General features: G+C 65.8%; 10 protein-coding genes. 6 read left to right on the plus strand and 4 right to left on the minus strand.

The genetic code is table 11. The features are described 5' to 3' along the window. The first annotated feature begins 29 nt into the window (after nucleotides 1-29). On the plus strand, nucleotides 30-806 hold the full coding sequence (locus tag ACODTA_RS00890; protein ID WP_489065373.1) for a WecB/TagA/CpsF family glycosyltransferase: 777 nt from the start codon (nucleotides 30-32) through the stop codon (nucleotides 804-806). A 15-nt stretch (nucleotides 807-821) separates the two neighbouring features. Here the strand turns inward: ACODTA_RS00890 and ACODTA_RS00895 are convergent, their stop codons facing one another. Beyond that, nucleotides 822-1,037 carry a DUF6356 family protein gene (locus ACODTA_RS00895; protein WP_489063863.1) on the minus strand — a complete coding sequence of 72 codons (216 nt, stop codon included), beginning with the start codon at nucleotides 1,035-1,037 and terminating at the stop codon, nucleotides 822-824. A 107-nt stretch (nucleotides 1,038-1,144) separates the two neighbouring features. Between ACODTA_RS00895 and ACODTA_RS00900 the strand changes: the two genes are divergently transcribed. Next, the gene (locus tag ACODTA_RS00900) at nucleotides 1,145-1,627 is read left to right on the plus strand and encodes an Lrp/AsnC family transcriptional regulator (RefSeq protein ID WP_489063865.1); all 483 of its coding nucleotides are present in this window, start codon (nucleotides 1,145-1,147) and stop codon (nucleotides 1,625-1,627) included. Nucleotides 1,628-1,674: 47 nt separating this feature from the next. Here ACODTA_RS00900 and ACODTA_RS00905 read toward each other — a convergent pair whose 3' ends face one another. Continuing rightward, complete coding sequence (locus tag ACODTA_RS00905; protein ID WP_489063866.1) at nucleotides 1,675-4,464, minus strand: M16 family metallopeptidase; 2,790 nt, start codon at nucleotides 4,462-4,464, stop codon at nucleotides 1,675-1,677. Between the two features lie 109 nt (nucleotides 4,465-4,573). Here ACODTA_RS00905 and ACODTA_RS00910 point away from each other — a divergent pair, with 109 nt between their 5' ends. Then, complete coding sequence (locus ACODTA_RS00910; protein ID WP_489063868.1) at nucleotides 4,574-5,359, plus strand: histidine phosphatase family protein; 786 nt, start codon at nucleotides 4,574-4,576, stop codon at nucleotides 5,357-5,359. A 52-nt stretch (nucleotides 5,360-5,411) separates the two neighbouring features. Next, nucleotides 5,412-6,056: an alanyl-tRNA editing protein gene (locus tag ACODTA_RS00915; protein ID WP_489063870.1), complete on the plus strand. Its 645-nt coding sequence runs from the start codon at nucleotides 5,412-5,414 to the stop codon at nucleotides 6,054-6,056. Between the two features lie 3 nt (nucleotides 6,057-6,059). On the opposite strand, the gene ACODTA_RS00920 is transcribed toward ACODTA_RS00915, so the two are convergent. Together ACODTA_RS00920 and ACODTA_RS00925 are read right to left on the minus strand one after the other, a co-directional pair. Next, the gene (locus tag ACODTA_RS00920) at nucleotides 6,060-6,653 is read right to left on the minus strand and encodes a TetR/AcrR family transcriptional regulator (protein WP_489063871.1); all 594 of its coding nucleotides are present in this window, start codon (nucleotides 6,651-6,653) and stop codon (nucleotides 6,060-6,062) included. Between the two features lie 2 nt (nucleotides 6,654-6,655). Further along, a complete protein-coding gene (locus ACODTA_RS00925; RefSeq protein WP_489063872.1) occupies nucleotides 6,656-7,798 on the minus strand; it encodes a sterol desaturase family protein in 1,143 nt (380 codons plus the stop codon). Nucleotides 7,799-7,928: 130 nt separating this feature from the next. Between ACODTA_RS00925 and ACODTA_RS00930 the strand changes: the two genes are divergently transcribed. Further along, a complete protein-coding gene (locus tag ACODTA_RS00930) occupies nucleotides 7,929-11,342 on the plus strand; it encodes a DUF2339 domain-containing protein (protein WP_489063873.1) in 3,414 nt (1,137 codons plus the stop codon). A gap of 53 nt (nucleotides 11,343-11,395) precedes the next feature. Continuing rightward, nucleotides 11,396-14,791, plus strand: a complete 3,396-nt coding sequence (locus ACODTA_RS00935; protein ID WP_489063874.1) for an acyl-[ACP]--phospholipid O-acyltransferase — start codon at nucleotides 11,396-11,398, stop codon at nucleotides 14,789-14,791. Nucleotides 14,792-14,932: the final 141 nt, after the last annotated feature.

A 14,932-nucleotide genomic window follows, 5' to 3' on the forward strand; every position in this document is an offset into this window, starting at 1 on the left:
TGGCAAGGGAAGGGCGCTGATGCGTCTATCTGCTCGGCACGCCGATCGACCTGCTGTCCTGCGACGAAAGTGTCGCCCGCGCCGTCGCGGCGATGACCGGGCGTGCACCGATGGTGCATGTCGCGCTCAATGTCGCGAAATTCGTTCAGATGCGGCGGAACGCGGAACTGCGGCGTGATGTGGAGGCGGCCGACATGGTCGGGGCCGACGGCATGGGGATCGTGCTGGCGCTGCGCCTGTTCGGGGCGCGCCATGTCGAACGCGTCACCGGCATCGATCTGATGGAGACGCTGTTCGACGAATGCGCGCGGCGCGGGCTGAAGCCTTATGTGCTAGGCGCGCGGGCCGACATGCTGGAGCGCGCGGGCGCGGCGGCCAGGGAGCGCTGGCCTGGCTTGGTCTTCGCCGGCATGCGTGACGGCTATTTCGCCGCCGCTGAGGAGGAGGATATCGTCGCCGCGATCCGCGCGAGCGGCGCGGACTGCCTTTTCGTCGCGATGCCAACGCCGAAGAAGGAGCGGTTCCTGGCTCGTCATGGCGCGGTGCTGGACGTGCCCTTCGTCATGGGCGTGGGCGGTGCGATCGATATATTGGCCGGATCGGTGCGCCGCGCGCCGCGCTGGATGCAGGGGATCGGCCTGGAATGGCTGTATCGGCTGCTTCAGGAGCCGCGCCGGATGCTCTGGCGCTATGTCTCCACCAACCTATATTTTGCCGGATTGATGCTCGGCGCGCTGTTGATGCGCCTTGTCGGCCGGCAAGTGTTGCGGGTGGAGCCGGGCGGGCTGAGTCCACGAAGTATGTGACAGAAAAAGAAGTGCTTACTGCACTTCCTTGCGTCGACGATTGATCACCATCCGATCGTGCAGACGGCTGATGGTCTTGCTGCCGGTCGAGACGAACCATGCGGGGATCAGGCCGTGGATCAGGCAGGCGATGCCTGCCAGGATCATCGTCGTGCCGAAGCTCGTCGCTTGGCCCATATGCTCCAGATAGGTCTCGCCGACCGAGGCGGGATGATCGGTGAGCAGGCGCATGATTTCCTCCAGAACTTGATCTCGGAAGGAATTTATCGTCATCTATGGCGGAAATGATTCCTGATTTTGAGTGAAATTACGGTTTTGTAGGGAAATATATCTTGATCATGACTCGTTCTGAAAATCTTTCTCTCGATCGTCACGACCGCCGCATCCTGCGCGAGCTTCAGCGCGATGCGACTCTCTCCAATGCCGAGCTGGCTTCGCGCGTCGGTCTGTCAGCGACGCCGTGCTGGAACCGGGTGAAGCGGCTTCAGGCTGCCGGAATCATCACTGGCACCGTCGCGCTGGTGAACCGCGAGGCGATCGGGTTGGGGGTCACGATCTTTGTCGCGGTTCGCACCAACCGTCATGATCGCGACTGGCTGACCATGTTCGCCGAACATGTCCGAAATATCCCGGAAGTCACTGAGTTTTATCGGATGAGTGGCGAGGTCGACTATATGCTCAAGGTGGTGGCGGCGGACATCGCAGACTATGACCGCATCTACAAAAAGCTCATCGCCAACATCGTCATCCACGATGTCAGTTCGTCCTTCGCGATGGAGCAGATCAAATACACCACCGAAGTGCCTGTGCCGGGGGTGTGACGTCTCTCCTTCTGTCATTCCCACGTGTGAAATATAACGAAGATTTATCAGTTTGTTATTGGTGTAACCGTACTCACCAATTCAACGTTGGGAAACCGCGCTCTCAGCGTATCGATCCATTGCTTCGCATCGCCCACCACAACGATATTGGCATTGCCCGGCGCGAGCAGCGTGGTGGCACGGGCCAGTTGCATCGGGCCGGAGAGTTCCTTGACCGCCTCCGTCAGCGGCGCGCCGGTGATCACCAGCGACGCCAGATAATCGGCGAGCCCGGCCGTGCGCTCGGACAGGGTGGCGCGCATATTGGCAAGGAAGCGGGCTCGTTCGTCGCGCTGGGTTGCTGAAGGCATTTCGCTGGCTAGCCGGCCGAACTGCGCCAGCATCAGATCGACGACTTCGGGAGCGGATTCGTTCTTAGTCTGTGACGCTGCGAGCAATTGTCCGCCGCCCGCACGCATCGTGATCTCGCTGCCTGCGCCATAGCTGAGCCCGCGCTTCTGCCGGATCTCCTGCGAGAGCCAGGACTGCGATCCGCCGCCGACGATCACGCTCGCCAGTTCCACGCCGCGAAAACCGGCATCACCGCGCGGCGGCAGGCGATAGCCGGCAAGCACCGCGCTTTGCCCGGCGCCGGGCAGGTCGACCGCGACGATGCGTGGGCCGGCGGCGGCAGGGATCGGCGCGCGGGGCGCAGGAGCCTTGTCGCCGCGCCAGCCGCCGAACAGCCGGCCGGCCAATGCTTCGGCCTCGGTGCCGGAAAGCGATCCGGTGACGATCAATGTCGCGCCATCGGGGCGCCAGGTACCGTGTGACGCCTTGACGTCATTCATCGAAATACTGCCCAGGGACTGGGGCATCGGCAGCGATGCATAGGGCGTTCCCGCGAACACCGCCTGTTGCAACGCGCGCAGCCCCATTTGCATCGGATGCTTCTGCGCCAATCGCAGCGCGGCAAGTTGTTTCTTGCGCTCGTTATCCAGTTCGGCGGGGGCGAGCCTGGGGCGCAGCACGGCGTCTGCGAGCAATGCGCCCGCCGCCGCGATATTGGCGGTGGGTGTGGTCAGCCGCAATGTCGTCGCATCGGGCTGCGCGGTGGCGACCAGGCTGGCACCGAGCGCATCGAGCGCGGATGTGAAGCCCGTGGCGTCGCGCCCGCCCGCACCTCGCATGACGAGCGCGGCGGTGACATCGGCCAGCCCCGCGCGCCCGGCCGGATCGGCCGCGTCACCGCCGGGAACGATCAGTTCGAGTGTCGCCAGCGGCAGATCGGTCGATCGCGCTGTCACGAGCCTCAGCCCGTTGGGCAGGCGCCGATCGACGATTGCCGGAACCGACCGCGCGACGGCGGTGCCCGCCGATGGCGGCGCTTCGCGCTCGCCCTCCGCCGCGATCGCGGCGGGCGGGCGCATCGCGGGGGGCACGACGGTGCCCATGGCGTCAACCGTGGCGGCATTGGCCGGGCGATCGCCGACATAGCCCGCTGGCCGGGCTTTTTCGTCCTGATAGCGGATGGTGACGCGGCGTTCGGCGGGGAACAGCCGTGCGGCCGCCTGCTGGACATCGGCGGGCGTCATCGCGCGGATCGAGGAGAGGACGGCGTCGTCGGATGCCGCGCTGCCGGTGAGGATCGCGGCTTCGCCCAGTGCATAGGCGCGTCCATCGACGGTTTCGCGCCCGGCGAGCGCGCTTCCCAATATCGCATTGCGCACGCGATCGAGCTCGGCCTGATCGAGCGGCGCATTGCGCAGCCGGTCGAGCTCGGCATCGAGCGCCGCCTGCGCATCGGCCAGTTTTGCGCCGTCCGCCAGCGTGACGAACAGCGCATAGGCATAGCCGTCGCGCGCGGGCAGATTGTAGCTGATGACGCTCGACGCCAGCTTCTTCTCGTTCGCGAGCACGCGGCTGAGCCGCGCCGCTGGACCTCCAGTGAGCAACGCGTCGATCAGCAGTAGCGCCGCCCGATCGGGATCGCGTGCGGCGGGCGCGCGCCAGGCGGCAATCAGCGCGGGCAACGGCACATTGGGCGCATAGGCGTCGACGGTGGTGGGCGCGGTGCGCGGCGCCTCGTCGCGCGTGTCTCGCGGGATCGCGGCGGTGGGGCGGGGGATGCCGCCCAGATGGCGATCGGCCCAGCGATCGAGCGTCGCGGGATCGAAATTTCCGACGACTACGACGATCGCATTATCGGGCCGGTAATAGGCTTCATGGAAAGCGCGGACTTCGGCTAGGCCAGCCCGTTCGAGATCGGCTGCGGTGCCGCCGATCGGGCGGGCATAGGGATGCGTTGAAAAGGCGAAGCCGGGAATCAGCGTGTAGAGGATGCGGCCATAGGGCTGGGTGAAGATGCGCTGGCGCAATTCCTCCTTCACGACATTGCGTTCGGAGATGTAAGCGGGTTCGTCGATCACCAGATTGCGCATCCGCTCCCCTTCGATCCACAGCATCCGTTCGAGCTGATCGGCGGGGCCGCTCATATTGTAGATCGTGAAATCCCACAGGGTGGAGGCATTGGCGCGCAGTCCCAGCGTCGTCATATAGGTCTGCGCACCCTGGGGCAGGTTGCGCGTCGTCTTGAACATCAGATGCTCGAACAGATGGGCGAAGCCGCCACGCCGGACGGGATCGTCGCGCTGGCCGACATCGTAGAAGACATAGACCGCCGCGGACGCCGCCTTCGGATCGCGCGAGGCGATCAGGCGCAGGCCGTTGGGAAGCGTGCGTTGGGTGAAACTGATCGGCGGCACGGCGATCGTCGGGGCGGGAGCGGGCGGGCCATCGGCCAGCGCCGGAACCGATACCATCAACAACGCAACCGACGCGATACGCAGACGCTTCATCACACCATACCTCCCCATGGAAGCTAGGAGGGCCGGCCCGGCATTCTCCGCCATTGATCGACGGATACCGCATGGTCGGGCCGCGTTATTGTCCGTGATGATCAACGGAATGACAGACGTGAACCGATCGGAAGCCGAACGTTGGCCCGCGGCGCTATGGATTGTCCGGCACGGACAGAGCGCCGGCAATGTCGCGCGCGATGCCGCCGATGCCGCCGGGGATCTCCGGATCGCCATCGAGGGGCGGGACGTTGATGTGCCGCTTTCCCCGTTGGGGCGCGAGCAGGCCGAGGCGCTCGGCCGCTGGTTCGAACGCGGCGACGCGCATGGGCGGCCGGAGGTGATGCTGTCTTCCCCCTATCGGCGCGCGATCGAGACGGCGCAGGCGTTCCGCGCGGCGGGCGGCTGCGACGCCGATGAGGCGATCTGCCTGGACGAGCGACTGCGCGAAAAGGAATTCGGGATACTGGACGGACTGACCCATGCTGGCATCGCCGCGCAATTCCCCGATCAATCCCATTTCAGGGGCGTGCTGGGCAAATTCTACCACCGGCCGCCGGGTGGCGAGAGCTGGGCGGATGTGATTCTGCGCCTGCGTTCGCTGATGGATACCGTCTCGCTGCATTATGCGGGCATGCGTGTGATGATTGTCGCGCATCAGGTGGTGGTGCTGTGCCTGCGCTACATCATCGAGACGCTGGACGAGGCGCGAATCCTGGAGATCGACCGTGCCGGCGACGTCGCCAATTGCGGCGTCACCGAATATCGCTTCGATCGCGCGCATGGCCGGCATGGCGGGCTGGCGCTCGTCCGCTACAACGAGACCGCGCCGGTGGAGCAAGGCGCGGCGCCTGTGACGAGCGCACCCGATCCGATCGTCGCCACGCGCGGCTGATCATCGTGCTTGGCGGCTTCACCGCCGCGGCCGTGCGCGATATCATGGCGCCATGACTCTGAAGGCCTACCTCGCATCCGACGCCCTGACCGGCACGGCCACCATCACCGCCATCGACACGGAGCCCGCACCGCATATCCGTATCGACACCACCTTGTTTCATCCCCAGGGCGGCGGCCAGCGCGGAGACAGGGGACGGATCGGCCCGGCACAGGTGATCGATACCCGCCACGCGGCGGAGGGAGAGGTCGACCATTTCGTCGAGAGCGTCGACGGGGTTGCGGTCGGCGACGTGATCGAGATCGCGGTCGATGCGGAGTATCGTCGCGAAGGCGCGCGGTTGCACAGTGCCGGCCATCTGCTCGCCGATGCCGTCCAGGCGATCCGGCCGGGTCTGCATGCGGTGGCGGGCCACCACTGGAAGGGGGAGGCGCGCGTCGAGTTCGAAGGCGCCGTGGAGGTGGATGAGGCGCTGGAAGCCGATCTGGCCGCCAAGATCGTGGAACTGGTGGCGGCGGCGCTGCCCGTCCGCGTGGTTGGCGATCCCCATGCTTCACGCGCCTTGGCGATCGGCGATTTCACGCCGGTCGGCTGTGGCGGGCTGCATGTGTCTAGCACGGCGGAGCTGGACGGGCTCGCCGTGACGGCGATCCGCAGCAAGAAAGGGCGGCTGCGGGTCAGTTATGAGGTTGCTTGAGGATCAGTTCGAACACGCAGCGATGGCGTCGGTCACCCGGGCATAGGCGGCTTCCAGCGGGTCGGTTTCGCCGAGCAGGCGGAAGGTGCCGTTGAGCGTGAAGAAGCAATGGCCGTGGACGCAGGCGAGCAGCGAGCGGGCGAGGGGCACGGCGCGGTCCGCATGGGCCGGCGGCAGCACCGCCGCGATCTCCGCGATCACGATCTGCGTGATGTCCCGCACCTTCTGCTGGTAATAATCCGGCATCTCCTCGCCTTCGGGCAGGCGGAAATCGTAAAGCGCGGTCCACAGATTGCGGTTGAGGATCGCGAACTCGAAATAGGCCTGGATCGCGCGGTGCAACCGGTCCTTGGTTTCCACCGCAAGCCGGGCTTCCAGGTGGCTTTGCCAGCGGTCGAGCGTCAGTCCGTTGATCGCGAGCATCAACTGATCGTGCGAGCCGAGCACATTATAGACCGTGCCGATCGAATAGCCGATGCGCTTGGCCACCTCGCGCGCGGAAAAGCGCGCATAGCCGGTCTCGGCGAGCTGGCGATGCCCCTCCGAGATGATCATCTCCCGCAATTCTTCGCGGCTATGGTCGGAACGCCGGCCCATGGTCAGCCGCCCTTGCGCACGAATGGATATTTGAACTGGGCGAGATAGCCCTTGGGCACCGCTTCAGGCACGCCATAGCCGGTCGGCCATTTGCTGTCGGGGAAATAATAGGTGCCGAAGATCCGGTCGAGCAGCGGGAAGTGGATCGCGAAATTCTTGTCGACGCCCTCCGCCTCGATCGCATGGTGCCAGTGATGATAGCGTGGCGTGACCAGCCAGCGACCGAGCCCGTTGAAGTCGCCGCGTAGATTGGCGTGGACGAGCGACGCATAGATATAGACCATGGCGATATAGGCCTGAAGCACCGACGGCAGGAAGCCGAGCGTGAGCAGGGGCAGGGAGGTGACGCCGCGCAACAGGATGATCTCGACGAAATGCATGCGCGCCCCGGCCAGCCAGTCCATCGACTTGGCCGAATGATGGACTGCGTGGAAGCCCCACAGGAACGGCACGCGATGGAACAGCCGGTGGAACCAATATTGCGCCAGATCGGTCAGGATCATCGCGAGCGCGAACTGGACCAGCCAGGGCAGGCCGCTCACCCAGGCGCGCATCTCCGCCAGGTTGCCCGTCTTCGCCATGACGAAGGTGGAGGGGGCAAGCGCGAGGAAGGTGATAAGCTGCACCAGCATCGAGCTGAGCAGATAATAGAACAAATCCTCCCGCCATTCGATGCGGAACAGCCGCTGCTTCGCGTTATGCGGGAAGATCCGCTCGATCGGCGCGAACATAAGGCCGGTGGCGATCATGTTGATCGCGAAGAAATCGACGCCGAAGAAGATTCCCCAGGTGCGCGTCTCCTCAGGCTGGACGCTTGCACCGCCAAGGATAGTGGCGCCCAGCGCGATGACGAGCGCGGTCATGCCGATCGCCTTGCGCGGGCGCAGCAACAGGCTGAGCAGCGCCAGGGCATAGGCGGTGAGCAGGGTGACATGGATCAGCGTGCGGAATCCAGCCCAGTTCCGCACCGTTTCCAGCTCGGGCATCGCGAAGAATTCGGGCCAGCGCAGCGCGGCGACGAAGCTGAGGCCGGCGATCGCCAGCACGATGCCGAAAAAACCGGAGAACCATCCGGTGCCGAAGCCGCGCGCTTCGATCGGCGCCTCCAGGTCGCGTGCCAGATTGTCCAGGAAAGATCGCGCCATCGTCCAGTGCTCCCCGACGGATATGTCCGTCGGAAGAGGCATAAAAGGTGAATTGAACGTTGTCTAATATTTTAATTGAACATTGATAAATTAACGACTATCACGACCGTCCGCATCGGGGAGAATTGCCGTGTTCGTCGCCATCGTGCTGATCGTGTGTTTCGCGCTGATCCTGAACACACGCAGCAGATTGTCCCGCATGGAGCAACGCATCCGTATCCTGGAGGATGCGCGGCGCGAGGCCCATCCGGAGAGTGTGACGGATGCGGGGACGCGGCCGGGCGCAGTGACGGAAATGGCTGTCGTGCAGGCGACCGCGCCACCGCCGGAGATCGCCGAACCGCTTCCCGAGTCGATGGCCCCGGTCGAGGCGGAAATGTCCGCTAAGCGCAGGCCCGCGCGCATCGTCCATCGCCGTGCCGTGCTGGACGTGCCCGTGGTCGAGGCAATCGGGAGCGATGTTCCCCTCGAGCCGAAGGCGTCCGAAACCGCGGAGCCTGCGGCCGAAACCACTGCCTCCGAAGCGCCGGCCGAGGCGGTTGCAGCCACCGCGCGCGCCGAGGTGGCGGACGCGCCCGCGCAACCGCGCGGCCTATCGATCAATTTCGAGGATCTGTTCGGTCGCCGCCTGCCGATCTGGGCGGGCGGGATCACGCTCGCCATCGCCGGCGTCTTCATCGTTAAGCTGGCGATCGATGCGGGCTTTTTCGCACCCTGGGTCCGGGTGGTCTGCGGGCTGTTGTTCGGTACCGCGCTGATCGGCGGCGCTGAAGCTGCACTTCGCGCCGAGGCTAAAGTGCGCGACGATCGCGTGCGGCAGGCCTTGTCGGGTGCGGGCCTGGCGACGCTTTATGCGAGCGTCCTGATGGCGAGCAATGGCTATGGCCTGATCGGGCCGGTGGCGGCCTTTGCCGGCATGGCGCTCATCACCGCCGGCGCGCTGGCGCTGTCGATCCGTTTCGGCGCGCCCAGCGCCTTGCTTGGCCTTGCCGGCGGCCTCGCCACGCCCGCGCTGGTGGGCAGCGCGCAGCCCGACATCCCCTTGCTCTCCAGCTATCTCGCGCTCACCATCGGCGGCCTGACTGCCGTATCGCGGATGAAGCGTTGGGCATGGCTGGGTGTCAGCGCGCTGCTGGGCGGCGCGGGCTGGAGCTTGTTGCTGATCCTGAACGGCGCGCTCGATCTGGCGTCTTCGCTCTCGGTGGGTGTGCTGGTGATGCTGCTCGCGCTCGGCCTGCCGCTGCTGGCCTTTGCCGGGCCGCGCGCGACCACCTTGCGCAGCCTGACCGCGCTCGTGGGCGCGGGCCAGCTTGCGCTGCTGGTCGCGGTTGGCGGCTTCACGCCGCTCAATTGGGGATTGTTCGCGCTGATCGCGATCGCCGGCCAATGGCTGAGCTGGCGCGAGGGCGGCTTCGAGATCGTGCCGAGCATCGGCCTGGGTCTTTCCGCGTTGCTGCTCGCTGTCTGGCTCGATCCCGATGCGGGTTGGTTCGCAGCGATCGGTGGCGCGATGGCGCTGATCCATGGCGCGCCGCTGCTGTTGAAATTGTGGCGCGATCCGCCGCGTTTCCAGCGCGCGCTCGAACTCTCGGCGTTGTCGCTTGCAATCCCGGCACTGACGGCGCTCCATTTCTATCGCCATGACGGCAGCATCGATAACCTGCTCGCTCTGCTGGCGACGCTGGGGGCGGCGGTCTCCGCGCTTGGCGCCGGGTTGGGCTGGAAAAAGCCCGAGCGGCTGACGGATGCGCGGTTCGCGCTGCTGGCGACGAGCACGGGTTTCCTGCTTGCCTGCGCATTGGCCCTGATCCTGCCCTATTGGGCGCTTCCCTTCGGCGTCGCCGCGATTGCCGCCGCGATGCTGTTGATGGGCGAGCGTGCCCGCGATGCCCGGCTGGAACCGGTCGCTGCCGCCTTTGCAGCGGCGGCGCTGCCGATCCTGTTCGCCAGTGATCCCGGCGCGATCGGGGAGGTGGTGCGGCTGGCCGGCGTCGATGCGCGCGGCGCCGACATTCAGGGCCTTGCCCGCTGGTTGGGCGTGGGCGCGGTGTTCGCGCTGTTCGCCGCGCGTGCGGCGGCGAGGCCGATCCGGCTGGGTGGCTATCTGGTCGCGGCGCTGCTCGGCTATGGCGCGCTTGCGCAGGTCGCGCCGGGCTGGGCGATGCCGCTGGCGCTGGGTGTCTCCGTGCTTGGCCTGTTCCTGGCCGGCATGCGCAAGGCCGATCTGCGGATCGAGGCGATCGCGGGCGTGATAGCGCTCGGCGCACCGGCCCTGCTCTCGATCACCGGCGATCATCCTTATGACGAGTGGCTCAGGCTGGGCGGGGCCGGCGATCCGGCGATCGATCCGCTCGCGCTGTTGCGTTGGGTGGCGGTCGCGGCACTTGGCTTGCTCTTCGCGGTCCGTGCCAGGACGCCCGCCATCCGGATGATCGGGCAGGGGCTTGCCGCGCTGTTCGTCTATGGTGCGCTGGCGCAATTGATGCCGGCGGCGGCATTGCCGGCGACCGCGGCGGCTGGGCTGATCGGACTGTCCGTGCTGGCGCGACGGTCGGATTGGATATCGTTTGCACCCTCCACAGGCATGCTCGCGTCGATCGTGGCGCTCTGGGCGGCGGAGCCGGCGGCGACCTGGTTGGGCGCGGCATTGCTTTCGCTCGGCGGCCTGCCGATGACGATCGACGCGGCGCTGCTTTCGGTCTCGTCGGTGCTTGAGCGATTATTGGCGCCCGCCGTGCTTGCCGGTGTCGCGCTTTGGCACGGCCGTGCCTTGCTGTCGCGGCGTACGGCGGTCGTCGTAGCTTCGACGATCGCGGTGCCGGCGCTGATGGCCATGCACAGCCTGTATCGCATTGGTTTCGCCGCAGTCGCGGGCGACGATTTCGTCGCCACCGGCCTTGCCGAGCGTTGCATCTGGGCTGGCCTGCTGCTTGTCGGCGGCTGGGCGCTGTCGCGCCGTGCTGAAGCGCGTCCGATCGCGATCGGCGTGATCGCGGCGGGCACGCTCCATGCGCTCGCCTATACGCTGCTGTTGCACAATCCGCTTTGGTATGATCAGGCGGTGGGGGCGATCCCGATCATCAACTGGCTGATCCCCGCATTCGCGCTGGTGCCCGCCGGCCTTTGGCTGCTCGCCGGGCTGGCGCCCGCGACGATGCCGCGCTTCGAGCCGGCGCGCCGGGTACTGCACATGATCCTGATTGTCCTGTTCGCCTATGCCACGCTGCGTCAGGTCTTTGTCGGCAGCGTGCTGACGGTGCCGGGCCTGACCGGCTTCGAGGACATCATGCGATCGATCGTCGCGATCGCGCTGGCCATCGGCTTCCTGCTCTGGGGCATCCGCAGCAATGGGCGCGACTGGCGGATCGCATCGCTGGTGCTGATGCTGGCGGCGGTGCTGAAGGTGTTCCTGCGCGATGCATCGGGCCTGGAAGGGTTGCTGCGCATCGGATCGTTCGTGGCGCTCGGCTTCAGCCTGATCGGCATCGGCTGGCTCTATAGCCGCCAGCTTTCGGGCGGTGCGAACCAAGCTACGGAATCCTAACCAAAAACTCATGATCGCCCACTAACCGACCTGTTCGGGGGAGTTTATCAATCATGTCCGCACCAGACCTGTCCTTGCTTGCCAAGCGCCGTTTCGGCCCGATCTTCGCGGTCCAGTTCCTGGGCGCGTTCAACGACAATCTGCTGAAGTTCGCGCTGCTGTTCATGGCCAATTTCGGGATCCATGCGGCGGCGCCCGAACAGGCGGAGATGCTCGCGACCATCGCGACGGGCGTGTTCATCCTGCCCTATTTCCTGTTCTCCTCGCTTGCGGGCCAGGTTGCCGATGCCTGGGACAAGGCCCGGCTCGTCCGGCTGGTGAAGGCCGCCGAAGTCGGCATCATGGGGCTGGCGCTGATCGGTTTCTGGCTTTCGTCTGTGCCGCTGCTGATCGGATGCCTGTTCCTGATGGGCATGCATTCGACGATCTTCGGACCCGTCAAATACGCCATCCTGCCGCAGCATCTGCGTGGGGGCGAGGTGATGGGGGGCACCGGCCTTGTGGAGGCGGGCACTTTCATCGCGATCCTGGGCGGGCAATTGCTGGCGGGCATGGTGCCGCCCTGGGAAGCGGGGTTGATCGCCGTCGGCCTGGCGGTTCTCGGTCTCGCGGCGAGCCTTGCGGTTCCTGCGGCTCCTCCGGCGGGCGCCACTCACCCCATAGACTTCAACCTGTTCAGGGGCACTGCCGCGATCCTGCGCGCATCCTATTCGCATCGCGGCGTCTGGCTGGCGATCCTGGGGATTAGCTGGTTCTTCGCGGTGGGCGCGGTGATCATGTCCGAATTCGCGCCGCTCGTCAGCGGCGTGCTGGCGGCGAAGCAGGAAGTGGCGACATTGTTCCTGCTCGTCTTCTCGATCGCGATCGCGATCGGCTCGCTGACCGTGAATCGCATGCTCAAGGGTGAGGTTTCGGCGCGTTACGTGCCGGTCTCCGCGCTCGCCATGGCCGGTTTCCTGATCTGGCTCTGGCTGGCGACGCGCGGCTACGACGTCGAGCGCCAGGGCGCCGATGTCGCGACGTTCCTCGCCAGCGACGGCGCGTGGAGCATCATGATCGCGCTGGCAGGCATCGCCTTTTCCGGCGGCATGTTCATCGTGCCGCTCTACGCGATCCTGCAGACGCGCAGCGCGCCCGAGGATCGCAGCCAGGTGATTGCCGCCAATAATGTGATCAATGCCGGGCTGACCGTAGCGATGGTGCTGGCGACCGCCGGCTTGCTGGGCATGGGCGTCGATGTGCCCGGCATCATCGGCCTGCTCGGCTTCTCGACGCTGGCGGTCGCGTTTGTCGCCTGCTGGCTGCTCCCCGAAACCGTGATCAAGGCGCTGGTGCGCAGCCTGCTGGTGCTGCTCTACGGCGTGAAGGTGACGGGCGCGCAGAATATGCCGAAGCCTGGCGAGCCCGCCGTGGTGGTGGTCAACCACGTCTCGTTCCTCGACGGATTGCTGCTTGCCGCCTTCCTGCCGGGTAAGCCGACCTTCGCGGTCAACACGCATATCGCCAAAAGCTGGTGGATCCAGCCGATGCTCAAGCTGTTCGATGCCTTTCCCGTCGATCCGACCAATCCGATGTCGGCGAAGCGCATGGTGAAGGCGGTGCGCGAGGGGCGGACGCTGGTGATCTTTCCCGAAGGGCGGATCACCGTGACCGGCGCCTTGATGAAGGTGTTCGACGGCCCCGGCATGGTCGCCGACAAGGCCGACGCGCCGATCATTCCCGTCCGCATCGACGGCGCGCAATTCTCGCTCTTCTCGCGGCTGCGTGGCAAGGTGCGGCTGCGGCTGTTCCCGAAGATCAAGCTGACCATCCTGCCGCCGCGCCGCCTGCATGTCGAAGGCGAGATGTCAGCGCGCGCGCGGCGCGCGATCGCCGGGCGGATGCTCTACGACGAGATGAGCCGGATGATCTTCGCCACATCGAACATCGATCGTACCCTGTTCGAGGCGCTGCTTGATGCCCGCCGTATCCATGGCGGCAAGGCGATGGTCGTGGAGGACGTGAAGCGCGAGCCGCTGAGCTATGACCGGCTGATCACCGGTGCCTGCGCGCTGGCGCGGCCATTGCGCACGCGGACGGCGGCCGGAGAGGTGGTCGGCCTGCTGCTGCCCAATGTCAACGGCATGGTTGCGGCGTTCTTCGCGCTGCAACTGGCGGGGCGCGTGCCCGGCATGCTCAACTTCACGGCCGGACTGTCCAACATGCGCGCTGCCTGCATCGCGGCGAACATCCGCACCATCGTCACCGCGCGCGCCTTTGTCGACCAGGCGAAGCTTGGCGACGTCATCGCGGGGCTGGAAGCGGACGGCATCGCGATCCTTTATCTGGAAGATGTCGCCGCCGGAATCGGTGCGGGCGCAAAGCTGCGTGCATTGGTGCAAAGCCGTTATGCGCGTCGTATTCACGGGCGCGAGGCGGTGTCATCCGATGCGCCGGCGGTGGTGCTGTTCACCAGCGGATCCGAAGGACTGCCCAAGGGCGTCGCGCTGTCGCACCGCAACCTGCTGGCCAATTGCCACCAGCTTGCTTCGAGGATCGATTTCAACGGCAGCGACGTGGTGCTCAATGCCTTGCCCATCTTCCATAGCTTCGGCTTGACCGGGGGGACGCTGCTGCCGATCCTCAACGGTATCCGGACGGTGCTCTATCCCAGCCCGCTCCACTACCGGATCGTGCCGGCATTGGCCTATGACGCCAATGCGACGATCATGTTCGGCACCGATACCTTCCTGTCGGGCTATGCGCGCATGGCGCACGATTATGATTTCTACAGCCTGCGTTATGTTTTCGCGGGCGCCGAGCGCGTGCGCGACGAAACGCGCAAGGCCTGGTCCGAGAGGTTCGGGCTGCGCATCCTGGAAGGCTATGGCGCGACCGAGGCGGCGCCCGTCATCGCGGTCAACACGCCGATGCATTTCCGCGCGGGCACCGTCGGCCGGCTGCTGCCGGGCATCGAAGCCAGGCTGGATCCGGTGCCGGGGATCGAGGAGGGCGGGCGCCTGGCGATCCGCGGGCCCAATGTGATGCGCGGCTATTTCAAGGCTGAGGCGCCGGGCGTGCTCCAGCCGCCCGAGGATGGCTGGCACGATAGCGGCGATATCGTCACGATCGATGCGGAGGGATTCGTCACCATTCGCGGCCGCGCCAAGCGCTTCGCCAAGATCGGCGGCGAGATGGTCTCGCTGCCCGCCGTCGAGGGCTACGCGGCGGCGCTGTGGCCCGAATCGGACCATGCGGTGGTGACGCGGCCTGATTCCCGAAAAGGTGAGCAACTCGTAATGTTCACAACGCGGCCCGACGCCCGCTTCGCTACGCTATCGGCGTGGGGCAAGGCCAATGGCGTGGCCGAACTGATGATTCCGCGCGACATTCGCGTCCTTGATGCCCTACCTGTCTTGGGGACCGGCAAGCTCGACTATGTGACGATGGGCCGGATGGCGGCCGGCTGAGTCGCGAACGGATCTTGATCGGCGGAATTTTCAGATCAGGATGAACGCGAAGGTCCGAGCGTAGCGATATTGAATTGTCGAAAGAACTTGCGTGGTGCCTGATATGAGTAACACTGTATGAGACTGACGAACGAATCGATT

This window comes from Sphingomonas sp. FG14 (genome assembly GCF_057809675.1).

Bases quoted from the DNA above. Each gene is read 5' to 3' on its own strand.
- ACODTA_RS00905 (WP_489063866.1), bottom strand. From the start codon at position 4,464: ATGAAGCGTCTGCGTATCGCGTCGGTTGCGTTGTTGATGGTATCGGTT.
- ACODTA_RS00935 (WP_489063874.1), top strand. From the start codon at position 11,396: ATGTCCGCACCAGACCTGTCCTTGCTTGCCAAGCGCCGTTTCGGCCCG.
- ACODTA_RS00925 (WP_489063872.1), bottom strand. From the start codon at position 7,798: ATGGCGCGATCTTTCCTGGACAATCTGGCACGCGACCTGGAGGCGCCG.
- ACODTA_RS00915 (WP_489063870.1), top strand. From the start codon at position 5,412: ATGACTCTGAAGGCCTACCTCGCATCCGACGCCCTGACCGGCACGGCC.
- ACODTA_RS00900 (WP_489063865.1), top strand. From the start codon at position 1,145: ATGACTCGTTCTGAAAATCTTTCTCTCGATCGTCACGACCGCCGCATC.
- ACODTA_RS00910 (WP_489063868.1), top strand. From the start codon at position 4,574: ATGACAGACGTGAACCGATCGGAAGCCGAACGTTGGCCCGCGGCGCTA.
- ACODTA_RS00895 (WP_489063863.1), bottom strand. From the start codon at position 1,037: ATGCGCCTGCTCACCGATCATCCCGCCTCGGTCGGCGAGACCTATCTG.
- ACODTA_RS00920 (WP_489063871.1), bottom strand. From the start codon at position 6,653: ATGGGCCGGCGTTCCGACCATAGCCGCGAAGAATTGCGGGAGATGATC.